Here is a 14,336-nt window from a genome sequence, read left to right as displayed (position 1 = left end):
CCGCGGGCGGTCATCAGCAGTTTCGCAGTCGAGACACTCCACGTCGTGGTTTGCATCCCAGACCCGCTGTATGTGCCACCTGGGCGGACCGATTTATCGGTCGCCGAAGATGCGATGTCGGCAATGGTCCATTGACAGCACCCCGCGGACTTTAGAAGGCAACAACAAGAACGCGTTTCTCGACCGGCTTGCCGAACAGTCACGCGTCGCAATTCAGCGCCGAATCCTTTCCGGGTTCGGCGCCTTTTTTTTGCAAGGGCGACCACCGAAAAATTTGGACGCATCGTCCAATTGCGGTCCGCCCCGCCCGGGACGAGATGGCGCTCAGCCTCGCTATAACATGGTCTTACATTAGACCGCGCAGCCGCAGTCTTGACAGTGGGAGGTGTGATGAATACCGCGATTTGTGACGAAGGCATGACCACTCTCGGCCTGCGTATCACCAACTCGGCGGACTTGGAGCAGGCGCGGTGGCTTGTGCAGACCGCCGGTACGGAGGCCGTACGTAACGCGACGCATGACCTGACCGGCCGACACAGGCCACGCCCGATGAAAGTTATCGCCTATCTCGGTCTTGAACGCAGAAAGAATCCCCGCCCCGACCTTCCGGCTGCCGAAGCAATCGCTGCACACCAGCGTCATCGGCTCAAGGGCTGGGGCCCCGAACTGGACAACTTACCCAGCTGAAGGCGATACGCTCCGCGGCGTTCCAATATGCGGGCAGCCGCGTCCTGCGGCAACCCGTTGAATAGCAGAGGACAAAAACCGCGGTCAGACGCGGCGGGCGCAGGCGCCCAATACCGATTGCTCCAGCGCGGCGAGCTTGCGCTCGAACCGTGCTGATGCAATCAGCGAGCGTTCAACCAGCCCAGCGCGCACAGCGTTCGCGTACTGGTCACGCATGGTGTCGAACGGCCATTGCAGGGCAAGCTTCGCAACTGAGACTGCCGAAGCCACCCCCGCTTCAATCGACGCTGGCTTCTCCGCAATGGGTGAAGCCGCGGCGGTGCATGTCACCACGGCGAACGCCAAGCGTGCGTTCCCGCGTGAGCCGCGTGCACTGGAAAATCCAGCATTGCCCCGTCGCTGTACTCGAGGTCATGCATCCGGCGCTCCAGGTCGCAAGCATCAACGGACTTGGCGAGGTAAGCCTGTTCAGCCTGCTGCTGTGCATCAAGGGGTGAAAAAAGCTTTTCAAGGAAATGTTTGAAGGTGCTCATGATTGACCTCCCTTGTGGGGAGCCTCTCATTGTGATTAGGGATAACCCTTATGTTAGGCCGATTCCCTTCCCTGCAATAGCGCAAGACCTGAAATTGTTGCTTTGCAGCATCACAGGGACTGACGCGCGTGGGGCACCCTCAATGGAGAGTCCGGGAAGCGGCGTGTGCAGGTTGAGCAGTGTGGGCCCCGAGCACCTCGGCGACGAAGGCAAGTCCGGTCATCCCCAGTTGAGAAGTTGATGTCTATACGGCATAGGCCATTCAACCAAGGAGGACAACATGGCGTTGGTTAAAACATATTTTGACGAGGGCACGTTTCTTGAGCCCTGTGCGATGGCGGCATTTAAAGCGGAAGGCACACCGCTCGCTGGAGCAGCGCTGTTAGTGCCCCTGCCTGGGCATCACCTCATGCGTCTGCAGAATGCCACCCTGAGTGCAGCGTTGAAACTGACGAGTGGACATGATGACAGCACGTTTCGCATTGCGGTTTTGGTGCTGCAAACTGGGCCACTTCAAATCGTCTGCGCTGTCCCGATGGTGACCACTGCTGCACGGGCATGGCTTATTGACGGTGTGGAGCGGTATGGGTTGATGAGACTCGTATTGCAGCACAGCGACAGGCCGCTGTTTTCCGTATCAACATGCCGCCTCCCCGTCACAGACACCCGAGGTGCTGCCTGGCAGAACTTCAAGGACCAGCTGCTGTCGGGGTCGATGCAGGTCGGTGCCGGTGAAGAGCTGGAGATGCTCGACGATTTGATGAAGAGCATCGAAGAAGTGGCACCGAACCTCGTCCCTGGGGTCAAGAAATTTGAACGACGGGTGTTTGTCTGCTGGCCGGACGAGGGCAAACAAGCCGCAATCGCGCCTGAAAACCCTGAAGACTACGGCTACGTTTTCTAGGAGGCCCTGCAACGCAGTCCCTGCGTTGAAAGACAGGTCGCGTGGGAGTCCAGGCGCCAACTCCTCCGGAGTTCGCTAGCTGTCCTGTTCCAGAGTTTCAAAGTGCGCATTTCAGTGATCGTGGACGCCTGTTTCAGTCTGATCGTGGACGGCGTTTCAGCGTGATCGTGGACGCGCCGGGGTGCGCGCAAGCGATGGGTTTCAATGTATCTCAATCGTCCACGATCCGTCTGAAACGGTTGTCGCGAAGCGGTCGGTGAGGGGCTGCTGCGCAGCCTTATCCACGGCGGCGGACGGCGCTTGCGACGGACCTGAGTATTCCGGCCCAACGTGACCGGTGATTCCGACGAACGTGACCGCTGCAAACGGCCACGCCAATCGGCGCGGCGGTATACGCCGCCAGTGCGGTGTTGCGCATAAGCCCAACCGCGGGTCGGGTAGTTTCTTGCCTTTTTAGACAAGGAGCCCCATGCCTGCTTTAAGGATCAATATGCGCAAACTCAAAGACGCCCTGCGTCTCAAATTCGAAAGTGGGCTGTCTCACCAGCAAATCGCTTCTGCCCTGGGCATCTCCAAAGGTGTGGTCACCAAGTACGTGGGCCTGGCCGTCGCGGCTGGATTGAACGGGCAATCCATCGCCGCCATGGATGAGGCCACGCTGGAGCGCCGCCTGCTGGCCTCACCGCGCCCCAGCGACACCTACGCCCAGCCCGACTACGGGCGCATCCACCAGGAACTTGCCCGCAAGGGCGTCACCCTCACGCTGCTGTGGGAGGAATACTGCGCCCAAGTTGGCGACGAGCACAGTGCAGACCACCCCGTCAAGCCGTGGCGCTATTCGCAGTTCTGCGAGAACTACCGCCGATTTGCCAGGCTTCTCAAGCGCTCCATGCGTCAGGTACATCGTGCAGGAGAGAAGCTGTTCATCGACTATGCGGGCCCCACCATTGCCCTGATCGATGGGGGCCAGGAAGTGGGGCGGGCCAATCTCTTCGTGGCCGCCCTGGGGGTGTCGGGCTACTGCTTCTGCACGGCCACGCCGGCACAAGCGGCCAAGGACTGGCTGGATGCGACGGCACAGGCACTGCGCTTTTATGGCGGCGTGCCCCAGCTCATCGTCCCCGACAACCCGCGCGCCCTGGTCACCCAGGCCGATCGCTACGAGCCGGTGCTCACCGAAACGGTGCGCGACTTCGCCCGCCACTACGGCTGCTCAGTGCTGCCCGCGCGCGCCTACCACCCGCAGGACAAGCCCAAGGTCGAATTGAGCGTACTGCTGGTGGAGCGCTGGATCCTGGCGCGCCTGCGCAAATTCCAGTTCGCCAGCGTGCAGGAGGTCAACGACGCCATTGCCCCCCTGCTGCAATGGCTTAACCAGCGTGCCTTTCAAAAGCTCCCTGGAAGCCGTGCCAGTGTGTTTGCCCAAATCGACGCCCCGGCGCTGATGGCCTTACCGGTTCAGCCCTGGGAGTGGTCGGTCTTCAAAACGGTGCGCGTGCACATCGACAGCCATGTCGAATTTGAAGGCCACCGCTACAGCGTGCCCACCGCCTTGGTGGGGCGAACGCTGGAGTTGCGGGTGACGGCCCATGCGCTCGAAGCCCTGCACCGTGGAGAGCGGGTGGCCAGCCACATGCGCTGCGCGCACAAGGGCGGCTTCACTACCGTGACCGAACACCTGCCCGAGCGCCACCAACACCAGGCGCAATGGACACCCGAGCGGCTCATCGCCTGGGGCCAGCGTATCGGCGTGGCCTGTGCGGCCACGGTGCAAAAGATGCTGGAGCGTCAACCCCACCCCGAGCATGCCTACCGCGCCTGCTTGGGCCTGCTGTCGCTCTCCAAGCGCTATAGCCCGGCCCGGCTGGAGGCGGCCTGCACCATGGCTCTGGGCCTGGGCACCAGCAAATACACCCACATCCGCGACATCTTGCTCAACCGGCGCGACCTGTTGCAAGCTAGCGCCACTCCTGAGTGGACTTCTCCCGCACACGCCCATGTGCGGGGCGCGAGCTACTACCAATGAAACCTAGCGTGAACAAGCCCCGTACGGAGAACTCCAAAATGATGATGAACACCACCTTGAACCAATTGCGCAGCCTACGCCTGGAAACCATGGCCCAGGCGCTGGAGCAGCAGCTCATACAAAGCGGCATCAGCGCCATGAGCTTTGAAGAGCGGCTGGCCCTGTTGGTGGACCGCGAGGTGCATGGCAGGCAAGACCGGCGCTGTGCGCGTTTGCTGAAGTCGGCCAAGCTCAAATACCCGCAAGCGGCCATTGAAGACCTGGACAGCCGCGCCACGCGGGGCCTGGAGCGCAGCGCGGTGATGAGCCTGGCACTGGGAGAATGGGTCAAGTGCGGGCACGCCGTGCTGATCACCGGAGCCACCGGCGCGGGCAAGTCGTGGCTGGCGTGCGCGCTGGCCCAGCATGCCTGCCGACGTGGCCACAGCGCGCTGTACCAAAGGGTTCCACGCCTGGGTGAAGAGTTACGTATTCGCCACGCCAACGGCACATTTACGCGTTGGCTCGATACGCTCAAAAACACCGACGTCTTGCTGCTTGACGACTGGGGCATGGCTGGCATGGATAGCCAAACCCGGGCGGACCTGCTGGAGATCATTGACGACCGGGCCAGCCAGCGTGCCACCATCATCACCAGCCAGTTGCCGATTGAGCACTGGCACGAGTGGATCGGTGACCCGACCATGGCGGATGCCATGCTGGACCGGCTGATGCAAAACCACCACCGCTTCACGCTCACGGGGGAATCGCTGCGCAAGAAAAATCGCCCCGCAAAAGAGGAGAGCACCGAAAGCTAATCCAGCCCGTTCAAGGAGGGCCTCCGGCGGCCTGCCGGGGGCCTATTGATTTAAAAACGAACCCCTTAAAGACAAGGAAAAACAGCCGGAAATGCAAGCCGGCATAAACTCAAAACGCGCAATACCGACCCTCGGTCACGTTCACCGCAATGCCGGTCACGTTGCCAGAATCAGCGGTCACGTTCGCCGGAATACGCANCGCAGTCGATCCTCGTATGAATACATGAACTACCTCCAGAGTAGTCCAAGAATTCGTCCGCACCCCCACCGTGCCGATTCAATTTTGACCCGGGGTCTAAGGCCGACTGCGTCGCAGTCGGGTGTGGATAAGTCTACGGTTTTTGCGTGGGGTTGGCTCCTGGTTGGTGGGTTTGGATCCTTGGGGCAAGCTGCGCCGGGCGTAGCCCAGAGCGGCTTGCCCCAAGGGCTTGTGGGGGTCAAAGCGGTGTCTCGGGCTCAGCGGGCTGGGGTGCCTGTGCTGTGCCCGAACGCCTTTGCTCCCGCGCCTTGATGCGGGTCTTGGCGGTTTCCGTGCTGTGACGGAAGCGGTAGCTCTCGTTACCGGTTTCCAGAATGTGGCAGTGGTGTGTGAGCCGGTCGAGCAAAGCCGTGGTCATCTTCGCATCGATGAACACGCTAGACCACTCGCCGAAGGCCAGATTGGTCGTGATCAGCACGCTGGTGTGTTCGTAGAGCTTGGACAGCAGATGGAACAACAAAGCCCCGCCCGCCTGACTGAAGGGGAGATACCCCAGTTCATCGAGAATGACCAAGTCCATGCGCAAGAGGCTTGCTGCAATCCGCCCGGCTTTGCCCTGCGCCTTCTCCTGCTCCAGCGCGTTGACCCGATCGACGGTGGAGTAAAACCGCACCCGCTTGCCGTGCTGCGTGATGCCCGCCACGCCGATGGCCGTTCCAAGGTGCGACTTACCCGTGCCGGGCCCGCCCACCAGCACGACGTTGTGCGCGGCTTCGGTAAAGGCCATGCTGGCGAGTTGCCCCACCAGCTTGCGATCGACCCTTGAGGCATCAAAGTCAAACCCCGCCAGATCGCGGTGCACCGGGAAGCGGGCCGAGAGGATCTGATGACGCACCGAGCGCACGGCGCGATCTTCCTGCTCAGCCTGCAGCAAATGCTCAACGAGCCACTGCGCGACATCCAGCCTGGCGTTCGTCCCCAGACCTTGCAAATCGGCCCAGGCACCGGCCATGCCGTGCAGCCGCAACGCCTTGAGTTCCGCAATGACCTCACGCATGATCACGCTCCTCGTCAGTCACGCGCAGGCGGTCATAGCGGGCCGTGTCGGCGCGGGGTGGATCGGCCATCGTCAAGACCGTGGTGACCTCCGCAGGCTGGGGGCCGGTTTGCAGCCGTCCCATGACGTTGACAACGTGTTCCACGCTGATGCGCCCGGAGGGGGCCGTCGCCTCCAACACCAGATCGGCGGCCACCAGCACCGCCTCCAGCCCGGATGCGGGCACCAGAGCCAGCACCTGGGCCATGAGCCGGTCGCCCCCGTCTTGCCGCAGCAGCGCCTGGCGCAGTTGCTGCAAGGGCTTGGGCAGATCGGCAAACGGCGCGCCGTTGCGCAACGCCCCGGGTTTGCGTTGAATCAGCGGCACATAGTGCTGCCAGTCGTAGGTGGTCAGCCCCCGGTTGGCCAGCCGGGCATGGCGGGCCACACACACGCCGTCATGCGCCACGACCACCTCGGTGGGATACACCCGGGTGCTCACCCGCCGCCCGGCGAGTTCACAGGGCACGGAGTAACGATTGCCGGCCATGGCCACCAGACAGGTGCTGCTGACCTTGACCGTGTTGTCCACATAGCCGTCGAACGCTGTAGGCATGGGCATGAGGTGGGGCTGCTCGTGCTCGAGCATCTCGGCCACGGTGAACTGGCTGAACTCGGGATGGAAGATCTCCTGCCACAAGGCCCGGCAGCGCATGGCCAGCCAGGCGTTGAGTTCGGCAAAGGAGCGCCAGGGCGTCGACAGGGCCTCAATCCACACACGTCGCCTGCTGTCCTGGACGTTCTTCTCCACCACCCCCTTCTCCCAACCGGAAGCGACGTTGCAGAAGTCGGGGTCGAACAGGTCGTGGCTGCACATCGCCGCAAAGCGCGCGTTGACGTCGCGCTTCTTGCGCGGGTGCACTTTGTCGACGGCTGTCTTCATGTTGTCATAGATGCCGCGATGCGGCACTCCGCCGAAGGCGGCAAACCCCTGGGTATGGGCGTCAAACAGCATCTCGTGACCTTGGCTGGGATAGGCCCCCAGCCAGAAGGCACGGCTGGCGCACAGCTTGACGTGGGCAACCTGCACGCGGTACGGCACGCCGCCCACCACCATGCTCTCTTCACTCCAGTCGAACTGGAAGGCTTCGCCCAGCGCAAACGTCAAGGGCACGAAGGCGTGCACAGGGCTCGTGCCATCGGCCTGTCGCCAGGCGCGCAGTAAATCGGTGACGCGGCTGTAGGCGCCGTCATAGCCTTGTCGCTTCAACTCGGCATGCAATGCCCTGGCCGTGCGCCGCTGCGCTTTAGGACGCTGCGCATCAATGGCCACGGCCTGCCGGAGCCACTCCACATAGGGCGCTAGTGTAGTGTTCCATTCTGTTTGGAACTTAAGCGTCTATTCGCGCGAATGACCTTCTGCAGGATGTCGCGAGCGCTCTTGGTCCAGATGAACGGCTTGGGGTTGACGTTGTGATGTGCGACGTATTCGTCGATGGCAGCCACGAGTTCGGGCACGCTGGTGAACACCCCGCGGCGCAGCCGCTCGGTGGTGATGTCGCGGAAGAATCTCTCGACCATGTTCAGCCACGACGCAGAGGTGGGCGTGAAGTGCATGTTGAACCTGGGGTGCTTGGCCAGCCACTCCTGCACAGCCGGGTGCTTGTGTGTGGCGTAGTTGTCGGCGATCAGATGCAGCGTCTTGTCCTTGGGCGTCTCGCGGTCGATCTGGCGCAAGAACTTCAACCATTCAACGTGGGTATGGTGCTGCTGGCACTGGCCGATGACCTGGCCGTCAAGCACGTTGAGTGCGGCAAACAGCGTGGTCGTGCCATTGCGCTTGTAGTCGTGCGTCATGGTGGCCGCACGGCCCCTCTTCATGGGCAAGCCCGGCTGCGTGCGGTCCAGCGCCTGGACCTGGCTCTTCTCGTCACAGCACAGCACCAGCGCATGCTCGGGCGGGGACATGTACAGCCCCACGATGTCTTCGAGCTTCTCGACGAATTTCGGATCGCGCGAGACCTTGAAGCCACGCACGATATGAGGCTTCAGACCGTGCGCCTGCCAATGCCGCATGACAGTGCTCGCACTGACGCCCAGAACCTCACCCATCTTGCGTGTGCTCCAGTGCGTGGCGGTCTCGGGCGTGCTTTGCGTGGTCAGCTCCACCAGCTTGGCTGCGTCCACCTTGACCGGCGGCGCGCCACGTGGCAGGTCGCGCTCGATGCCTTGCAGCCCCGCTTGCAGATAGCGCTCGCGCCAGCGCGCGACCTGCACGCGACCGATACCAAGCTGCTCGGCGATCTCCTTGTTCTGAACGCCCTTGGCGGCCAGCAGCACGATGCGCGCGCGCTGCGCCAGTCGCACGCTGGTGCGCTTGGAACGCGCCAGCCGCGTCAGCTCGCTTTCCTGCTCGGTGGTCAATTCAATCGCCGGGGCAACGCGCACTTGCTCTCTCCAATGCAAACCGTAGTAAAACATTGGAGACAAGCAACTCAATTAAGTTCACTCAAGAATCAAACACTACACTAGCAGGCCCAGCCCCGCGCCCCACGCCAGCGGCGAGCGCTCGCGCCAAGCAAGCACCTTCGCAGGAATCCAGCGCACCTGTTTGAGCAAGGCCAGATTGAACGCCGCCCCGGCCAGACCGCAGACCACCGCGGCGATGACCACCGGCAAGACGAAGGCCAGCGGAAAAATGTCCGGCGCGGTGATCTGGCCGAAATACAGATAGTTGCCCGCCAGCGCCAAAGAGACCAGGCCGGAGAACACGATGCTGGTGATGAGCACGCCGTTGGTTCGCACCTCGAAGCTGCGGGTGAGCTCCTCGATGGCAAACAAAATCCCGGCCAGCGGGGTGTTGAACGCACCCGACAGACCCGCCGCCGAGCCCGCGAGTAGCAACAGGCGCTCCATGCGCAGCGACACACGGGGATAGAACCGCCGCATCTCGTACATGATGGACGCGCCGATATGCACCGTCGGCCCCTCGCGGCCCAGCGTCAGGCCGCCCAGCATGCCCAGCAGCCCGAGACCGATCTTGCCGATCAAGATGCGCAGACCGAACAGGCGGCGGATGCGGGTGGGGTCTGGCTGGCCATGCAGCGCCGCAATCACCTGCGGAATGCCGCTGCCCTCACTGCCGCTGAACCATTTGCGGGTCATCCATACCGCGCCGCCGGTCAACGCCGGGGTGATGAGCAGGGCCAGCCACGCCCGGCCGTCGATCCAGCCGAGAAAAATCGCCAGCACATCGTTGGTCCAATTGGCGAACTGCACCGCTGCCAACCCCACCAGGATCGCCCCCACCCAGAGCACGCCGTAATTCAGCCACGATCTGCGAAGTTCTTTTCGTGTGAGTCGCCAAATCGCAGCGGGGCGGTAACGAGCATGCATAGGGAACAAGAATAGCGGGACGGCGCGCACTGGCCATGAAGAGCAAGGCCTCTGGAATACGCNCACAGCCGTCATGGCGGGCGAACTCCTCGTACGTGCGGTTGGGCAGCGGGTCGTAGGTGTCGGGATGTTTGATCAGCGCGCGCGCCTGGTCGGGCACGATCAGCCGCGGCACGCCGCCGAAGAATTCCAGCGCCTGCACTTGCGCGCCGATCCAGTCGGCGGTGGTCTGGCGCGGTGTGGCACAGGCGTACGTGTAGCTCGACGCCCCCAGCGTGGCCACGAAGATCTGCGCGGCGCTGATCTCACCGGTGGTCGGATCGGTGATCGGCACGGTCTGCCCGGCGTAGTCGACAAACAGCTTCTCGCCCGCCTCATGCACCTGGCGCATGGAGCGCTTGAGGCGCTGCGCCCACGCGCGGTACTTGATGCAAAAACTCGTGTACTTGTAGGCCTGCGCGTTACCGCGGGCGTACTCCTCCCACAGCAGCATCAGGGTCACGCCGGGGCGTTTGAGCTCCTGGTGAATGACCGCGAAATCGGGGGCGAGCTGATCGCTGGCGCGCGGCACCGGCGGGCGGTACAGCCGCCCCTGCAACTCGACGTCGGTCAGCGTCTGGGCCACCGCCCAGTCCACCCCGGCCGCCCGGGCCAGCGACACGTACTTGCCCACCGCGCTCTTGGACAGCTTGAGCGCGCGGGCCACTTCGCTATAGGTCAACCCAACCTGCAGGTGCAGGCGTAATGCTTCTCGGATCTGGCGCATCATGATTCTGGTTGTGGGCATCGGCTTCGATCAAAAAATCGACCAGCCTAGACCCGCTCAGGGGATCACTTGCGCGCCTCCCGGCGTCCACGTTCACGCTGAAACAGCGTCCACGTTCAGCCTGAAACGCCGTCCACGATCACGCTGAAATCCCGTCCACGATCAGCCTGAAATGCCGTCCACGATGGGCTGAAATACGCATCAAAGCACTCAGGCTGGTTGATTTGAGCCCCTCCCGTTGCGACGCTAGGCGTTGGCTTAAAGTGTTGAAGCTTTCATTCAAGACCACGGTAGCGCAAGCTGCTGTGGTCTTTTTTTTGGCTCTGTCACAGTCTTGTGTTGGTGCCGTTGGAACAAGTGGCCCTAAGAGGCCACTACGCAAGAAGTTTTGGCCGAGCGGCCACAGCCCTCACCCTCCGAGGGGACCAACACAGTTTGGTGATAGAGCCCTTTTTTGCCGAAGAAATCTTCGGCGGAGTCAACACGGTGCAGGTCGCTCTTTCGACCAGGAAGAGCAGGCATTACCTAGGTCAAGAGCCCTGCCTGCGGTTAAGCGGGAGCAAGCCGAAGAGGACAACTGGTCCGAGCATCTGGGAGCTTTGAGCTAGAGGGCGTGGCAATAAAGAGTCAGTTATGACCTCGTATATAAATAACAACCCTTATCTGACCGTTTTTAACAAAGCGATGACGTTCATCTGAGGGATGCAGTATAATGGTCAGATATGGCCTTTTAACTTTTTAAGGGTTCAGACATGACTGATAAAATGAAAACGGCGGCGACACCCACGATTTCCGGCCGCATCCCCGAAAGTCCGATGCCCTTGCCGGTCGAGCGTGCGCTGGTTGCTGCCGGAGAGGACCTTGCGCTGGCCCGCCGACGCCGAGGGCTTTCTACGTCGTCCATGGCGGAGCGGGCGGGCATCTCAAAAAAGACTCTCTACCGGCTGGAAAAGGGCGACCCCGGGGTGTCGTGGGGCGCTGTGGTTCGGGTCCTGAACATCCTGAACCTTCTACCCGAACTCAACAAGGCCCTGAACACCACCAATGATGCGCTCGGTCTAGCGCTCATGAACAAGGCGGTAGCCAAACGCATCCGGGTACGCAAAACCAACCCGGACAGTGGAGCCCTGTAATGGCAACGACAAAAAAAGCAAAAACCAGCACAACGCGGACGCTGCTCGTCTATCTGGGCGACACGGGACTGGAAGTGGGCGAACTGCAATTTTCCAGACAGGGGCAAAAGGAGGTCTCGGCATTCCGGTACTCCCCTGCTTGGCTCAGTAATCCAGATTGCTTCGCACTGTCTCCGGACCTTCCCCTGAGCGCCGACTTTCAATACCGTACGGGAAGCAAGGAGACTTCTACCTTTGCAGGTGCCATTGCCGATACTGAGCCGGATGGCTGGGGACGGCGTGTTATCAACCGCGCCCACGCCAAACGGCGCAAGGCTGAAAAAGACGCCGGTCGAGACGCTGGTTCTGCACAGCTGTCAGACCTGGACTATTTGCTGGGGGTGCTGGATTCCAGCCGCATTGGCGCACTGCGCTTCAGGGACAATGCCAACAGCCCCTTCCTCGATGTGCCGCATGACGACAACTTGCCTGAAGGAACTCACGAGGTCCCGCTGCAGACCTTGATTCAGGCGTCGAAAGCGGTCGAATCCGGCAAGGAAACGGCGACGGACCTCGCGTATCTGAAAGGGCGCGGCACCTCGCTCGGCGGCATGCGACCCAAAGCAACGGTCCTGAAGCCCGACGGCACCCTAGCCATCGCCAAGTTTCCGAGCGTGAACGATACGCGTGACATGGCGCGCGGTGAGGTGCTGGCTCTGTTGCTCGCGAAAGAGGCGGGCCTGAATGCGTCCGAGGCCGAAGTCGTCATGGCTGGCACCCAGGCTGTCGCGCTTATCGTGCGGTTTGACCGACCTCGGGCTGGTGGCCGCATCCCTTACCTATCTGCGGCCTCGCTGCTGCAGCTGGATTCCAGGGAAGATGGCGCATACACGCAAATTGCGGAGGCCATTGACCGGTTCTCCCCGAGACCCCTCGAAGACAAGCAGGAGCTTTGGGCGCGCATCTGCTTCAACATGCTCATCACCAACGTGGATGACCACATGCACAACCACGGCTTCCTGCACAGCGGCGGGGGGCAGTGGCGGCTCGCCCCGCTGTTTGACGTGAACCCGTTTCCCGACAAGGAACCCATCCTGAAAACCGCCGTGACCGAAGCGTCCGGTGAAACCGGAGATATTCAGGAGGCGCTGGAGGCAGCGGCATACTTTGGCGTGTCCGATGACGACGCCCATGCAATACTGACCCGGATGGCGGCTGCCCTGACCGACTGGAAACGAATCGCCCGGTCCCCGGCCGTGGGGATGAGTGACGATGAAATCGAAAAGGTCACGCCTGCTTTTGAGAACGACAACTGGGATACGGTGGCAACCTTTCTGGAACAATAAATCGGCCAATCGGACCGGCTATTGACGTCCACCCCGGTCGCGTGCGCAGCCTCATTCCGCCCGCCAGCAGAAAGAGCGGTCAGTGGGCCTGGCCGTCTCGAATCCTGCCGAAAAAATCTCCGGCAGAAAACTGCCCCCTGAAACGCGAAGTCTCAGAGGGCAAATCAGGCGTCTCCGTAGTAGGCATCAACACTTTAAGCCAGCGCCTAGCGTTGCGACGGTGAGGGGCTCTGTTTTTTCGAGACACCGCTCGTCCGCTGCGTACCTTCGTGCCAAGGAAGTTGACCACTTGGCGGCGCGTGTGACGAACGACTTGGAAGTCATGGTCGGGACTCCGGTCATGACACGTCCACCTGCGTGCGAGACCGCGGATTGGCGGGTGCTAAGGACTGGAAGCTCATCGACTACGTGGTCCCCGAAGACTTCACCATGGTCACGCACAAATCCGTCGATTTCCAAGGCAGCGGGCCGGGCCGCTCTCTGAGGACGATGTTTCCGTGGCAAAGACACATTCCAGCGGTTGACTGGAGCGCAACGGCGCTCCGTCAGGATGACTGAGCAAGTCGTCAGCAGAATGAACAACAGGCGTTCGAGGTCTGTCATTTCGACTTGCTTCGCTCTATTTGATGCGTCCGGTCGACTTCCCTGACGTTGTTTCTGAGACACGTCGAGCAAAACACTTCTTGGTGCGGCGTGAGCAAACGTGAGCAGATTTTTAGCCCAACAAAAGGACGTTGATGTATTATTTTTCAACGACTTATTGATACTTTATCTGCTCACAACGTCTCTTTAGAAGGACTCATAATCCTTTGGTCGCTGGTTCGAGCCCAGCACGGCCTACCAATCTTCACTCAGACGCAGCCGATTGCGCTCCACCCTCGCGATGCCAAGCTGGACGACTTACCTGCTGTTCATCAGCTTTGCGCTGGCCGCCTCGTTCACGCCGGGGCCTGCGGTCATGCTGTCCATCCATAACGCCATGCACCACGGTTGGAGGCACGCCATTTTGTCTTCGCTGGGCAATATCACCGGGTTGCTGGTGCTGGCGACACTCAGCGCCTTGGGGCTCAACGCCATACTCCAGACCTCCGAACTGGCTTTCACCGTGGTGAAGTTCGCAGGCGCCGCCTATCTGATCTGGCTGGGCGTGCAGCAGTGGCGTCATGCGGCTCGGCGCCCCGATGGGGCGCAAGCGAAGACGGTTCAGACTGCTGACGTTGCGCACAAACCGCATAAGTTGTACGTCAAGGGTTTGATGGTGGCGTTGAGCAACCCGAAAGCGATCGTGTTCATCGCGGCCCTGTTTCCCCAGTTTCTCACCGCTTCGCGCCCGCTCGGTCCGCAATATCTGGCGCTCACGCTGACGTTCATGGCGATTTCGCTGTTGGCGCTGAGCACCTATGCGGGGCTGGCCGTACTGGCACGCAAACGGTTGAGCATCTGGTTCGCTTCGGGTTGGCCGCAGCGGGTGTCGGGCTCGGTGTTCTGTGCGTTCGGTCTGAGTCTGCTGCGTCTGCAGAGAGTTTGAGCGCGC

At 61.5% G+C, this 14,336-nt stretch carries 13 protein-coding genes, 1 tRNA gene and 1 pseudogene; 8 read left to right on the top strand and 7 right to left on the bottom strand.

The annotated features are described in order from the left end of the window. The first annotated feature begins 390 nt into the window (after nucleotides 1-390). On the top strand, nucleotides 391-687 hold the full coding sequence (locus BIO17B3_RS14270) for a hypothetical protein (protein WP_156054542.1): 297 nt from the start codon (nucleotides 391-393) through the stop codon (nucleotides 685-687). 84 nt (nucleotides 688-771) lie between these two features. Here the strand turns inward: BIO17B3_RS14270 and BIO17B3_RS14265 are convergent, their stop codons facing one another. Further along, entirely contained in the window at nucleotides 772-1,032 is a 261-nt protein-coding gene (locus BIO17B3_RS14265; protein WP_156054541.1) for a hypothetical protein, read from the bottom strand. Next, nucleotides 1,014-1,220 (bottom strand): DUF3563 family protein, encoded by a 207-nt coding sequence (locus tag BIO17B3_RS14260; RefSeq protein ID WP_156054540.1) that lies wholly within the window; start codon nucleotides 1,218-1,220, stop codon nucleotides 1,014-1,016. Before BIO17B3_RS14260 ends, BIO17B3_RS14265 begins: the two co-directional genes overlap by 19 nt. Nucleotides 1,221-1,500: 280 nt before the next feature. Between BIO17B3_RS14260 and BIO17B3_RS14255 the strand changes: the two genes are divergently transcribed. From BIO17B3_RS14255 to istB (BIO17B3_RS14245), 3 genes are all read left to right on the top strand, one after another. Beyond that, nucleotides 1,501-2,124 (top strand): hypothetical protein, encoded by a 624-nt coding sequence (locus tag BIO17B3_RS14255; protein ID WP_156054539.1) that lies wholly within the window; start codon nucleotides 1,501-1,503, stop codon nucleotides 2,122-2,124. Nucleotides 2,125-2,593: 469 nt separating this feature from the next. Continuing rightward, nucleotides 2,594-4,150: an IS21 family transposase gene (gene istA, locus BIO17B3_RS14250; RefSeq protein ID WP_156053305.1), complete on the top strand. Its 1,557-nt coding sequence runs from the start codon at nucleotides 2,594-2,596 to the stop codon at nucleotides 4,148-4,150. A gap of 38 nt (nucleotides 4,151-4,188) precedes the next feature. After that, a complete protein-coding gene (istB, locus tag BIO17B3_RS14245; protein WP_156053304.1) occupies nucleotides 4,189-4,947 on the top strand; it encodes an IS21-like element helper ATPase IstB in 759 nt (252 codons plus the stop codon). Between the two features lie 437 nt (nucleotides 4,948-5,384). Here the strand turns inward: istB (BIO17B3_RS14245) and istB (BIO17B3_RS14240) are convergent, their stop codons facing one another. The 5 genes and pseudogenes from istB (BIO17B3_RS14240) to istA (BIO17B3_RS14220) form a co-directional block, all read right to left on the bottom strand. Beyond that, nucleotides 5,385-6,203, bottom strand: a complete 819-nt coding sequence (istB, locus tag BIO17B3_RS14240) for an IS21-like element ISThsp2 family helper ATPase IstB (protein ID WP_156054295.1) — start codon at nucleotides 6,201-6,203, stop codon at nucleotides 5,385-5,387. Next, nucleotides 6,196-7,548, bottom strand: a pseudogene (gene istA, locus BIO17B3_RS14235) (IS21 family transposase); the annotation flags it as partial. The gene istB (BIO17B3_RS14240) and the pseudogene istA (BIO17B3_RS14235), both read right to left, overlap by 8 nt. After that, nucleotides 7,545-8,630 (bottom strand): IS630 family transposase, encoded by a 1,086-nt coding sequence (locus BIO17B3_RS14230; protein WP_370512643.1) that lies wholly within the window; start codon nucleotides 8,628-8,630, stop codon nucleotides 7,545-7,547. The pseudogene istA (BIO17B3_RS14235) and the gene BIO17B3_RS14230, both read right to left, overlap by 4 nt. A gap of 75 nt (nucleotides 8,631-8,705) precedes the next feature. Next, nucleotides 8,706-9,347, bottom strand: coding sequence for a chloride channel protein (locus BIO17B3_RS14225; RefSeq protein ID WP_232054305.1), 642 nt, complete (start codon nucleotides 9,345-9,347; stop codon nucleotides 8,706-8,708). Next, a complete protein-coding gene (gene istA, locus BIO17B3_RS14220; RefSeq protein WP_232054304.1) occupies nucleotides 9,319-10,344 on the bottom strand; it encodes an IS21 family transposase in 1,026 nt (341 codons plus the stop codon). The genes BIO17B3_RS14225 and istA (BIO17B3_RS14220) overlap by 29 nt, the downstream gene beginning before the upstream one ends. Before the next feature lie 752 nt (nucleotides 10,345-11,096). On the opposite strand from istA (BIO17B3_RS14220), the gene BIO17B3_RS14215 reads away from it, so the two are divergent. From BIO17B3_RS14215 to BIO17B3_RS14200, 4 genes are all read left to right on the top strand, one after another. Beyond that, nucleotides 11,097-11,477 carry a helix-turn-helix transcriptional regulator gene (locus tag BIO17B3_RS14215; protein ID WP_013123489.1) on the top strand — a complete coding sequence of 127 codons (381 nt, stop codon included), beginning with the start codon at nucleotides 11,097-11,099 and terminating at the stop codon, nucleotides 11,475-11,477. Further along, nucleotides 11,477-12,802 carry a type II toxin-antitoxin system HipA family toxin gene (locus BIO17B3_RS14210; RefSeq protein ID WP_112484364.1) on the top strand — a complete coding sequence of 442 codons (1,326 nt, stop codon included), beginning with the start codon at nucleotides 11,477-11,479 and terminating at the stop codon, nucleotides 12,800-12,802. The genes BIO17B3_RS14215 and BIO17B3_RS14210 overlap by 1 nt, the downstream gene beginning before the upstream one ends. Before the next feature lie 728 nt (nucleotides 12,803-13,530). Continuing rightward, nucleotides 13,531-13,645, top strand: a tRNA-Ser gene (locus tag BIO17B3_RS14205). 22 nt (nucleotides 13,646-13,667) lie between these two features. Continuing rightward, entirely contained in the window at nucleotides 13,668-14,330 is a 663-nt protein-coding gene (locus tag BIO17B3_RS14200; protein ID WP_232054303.1) for a LysE family translocator, read from the top strand. The last annotated feature ends 6 nt before the right edge of the window (nucleotides 14,331-14,336 follow it).

The sequence above is a fragment of the Thiomonas sp. OC7 genome (assembly GCF_900634595.1).
Lineage (GTDB): Bacteria > Pseudomonadota > Gammaproteobacteria > Burkholderiales > Burkholderiaceae_C > Thiomonas > Thiomonas arsenitoxydans.
Note: the sequence above shows the minus strand (reverse complement) of the source record. Positions and strands in the feature narration are given on the sequence as shown.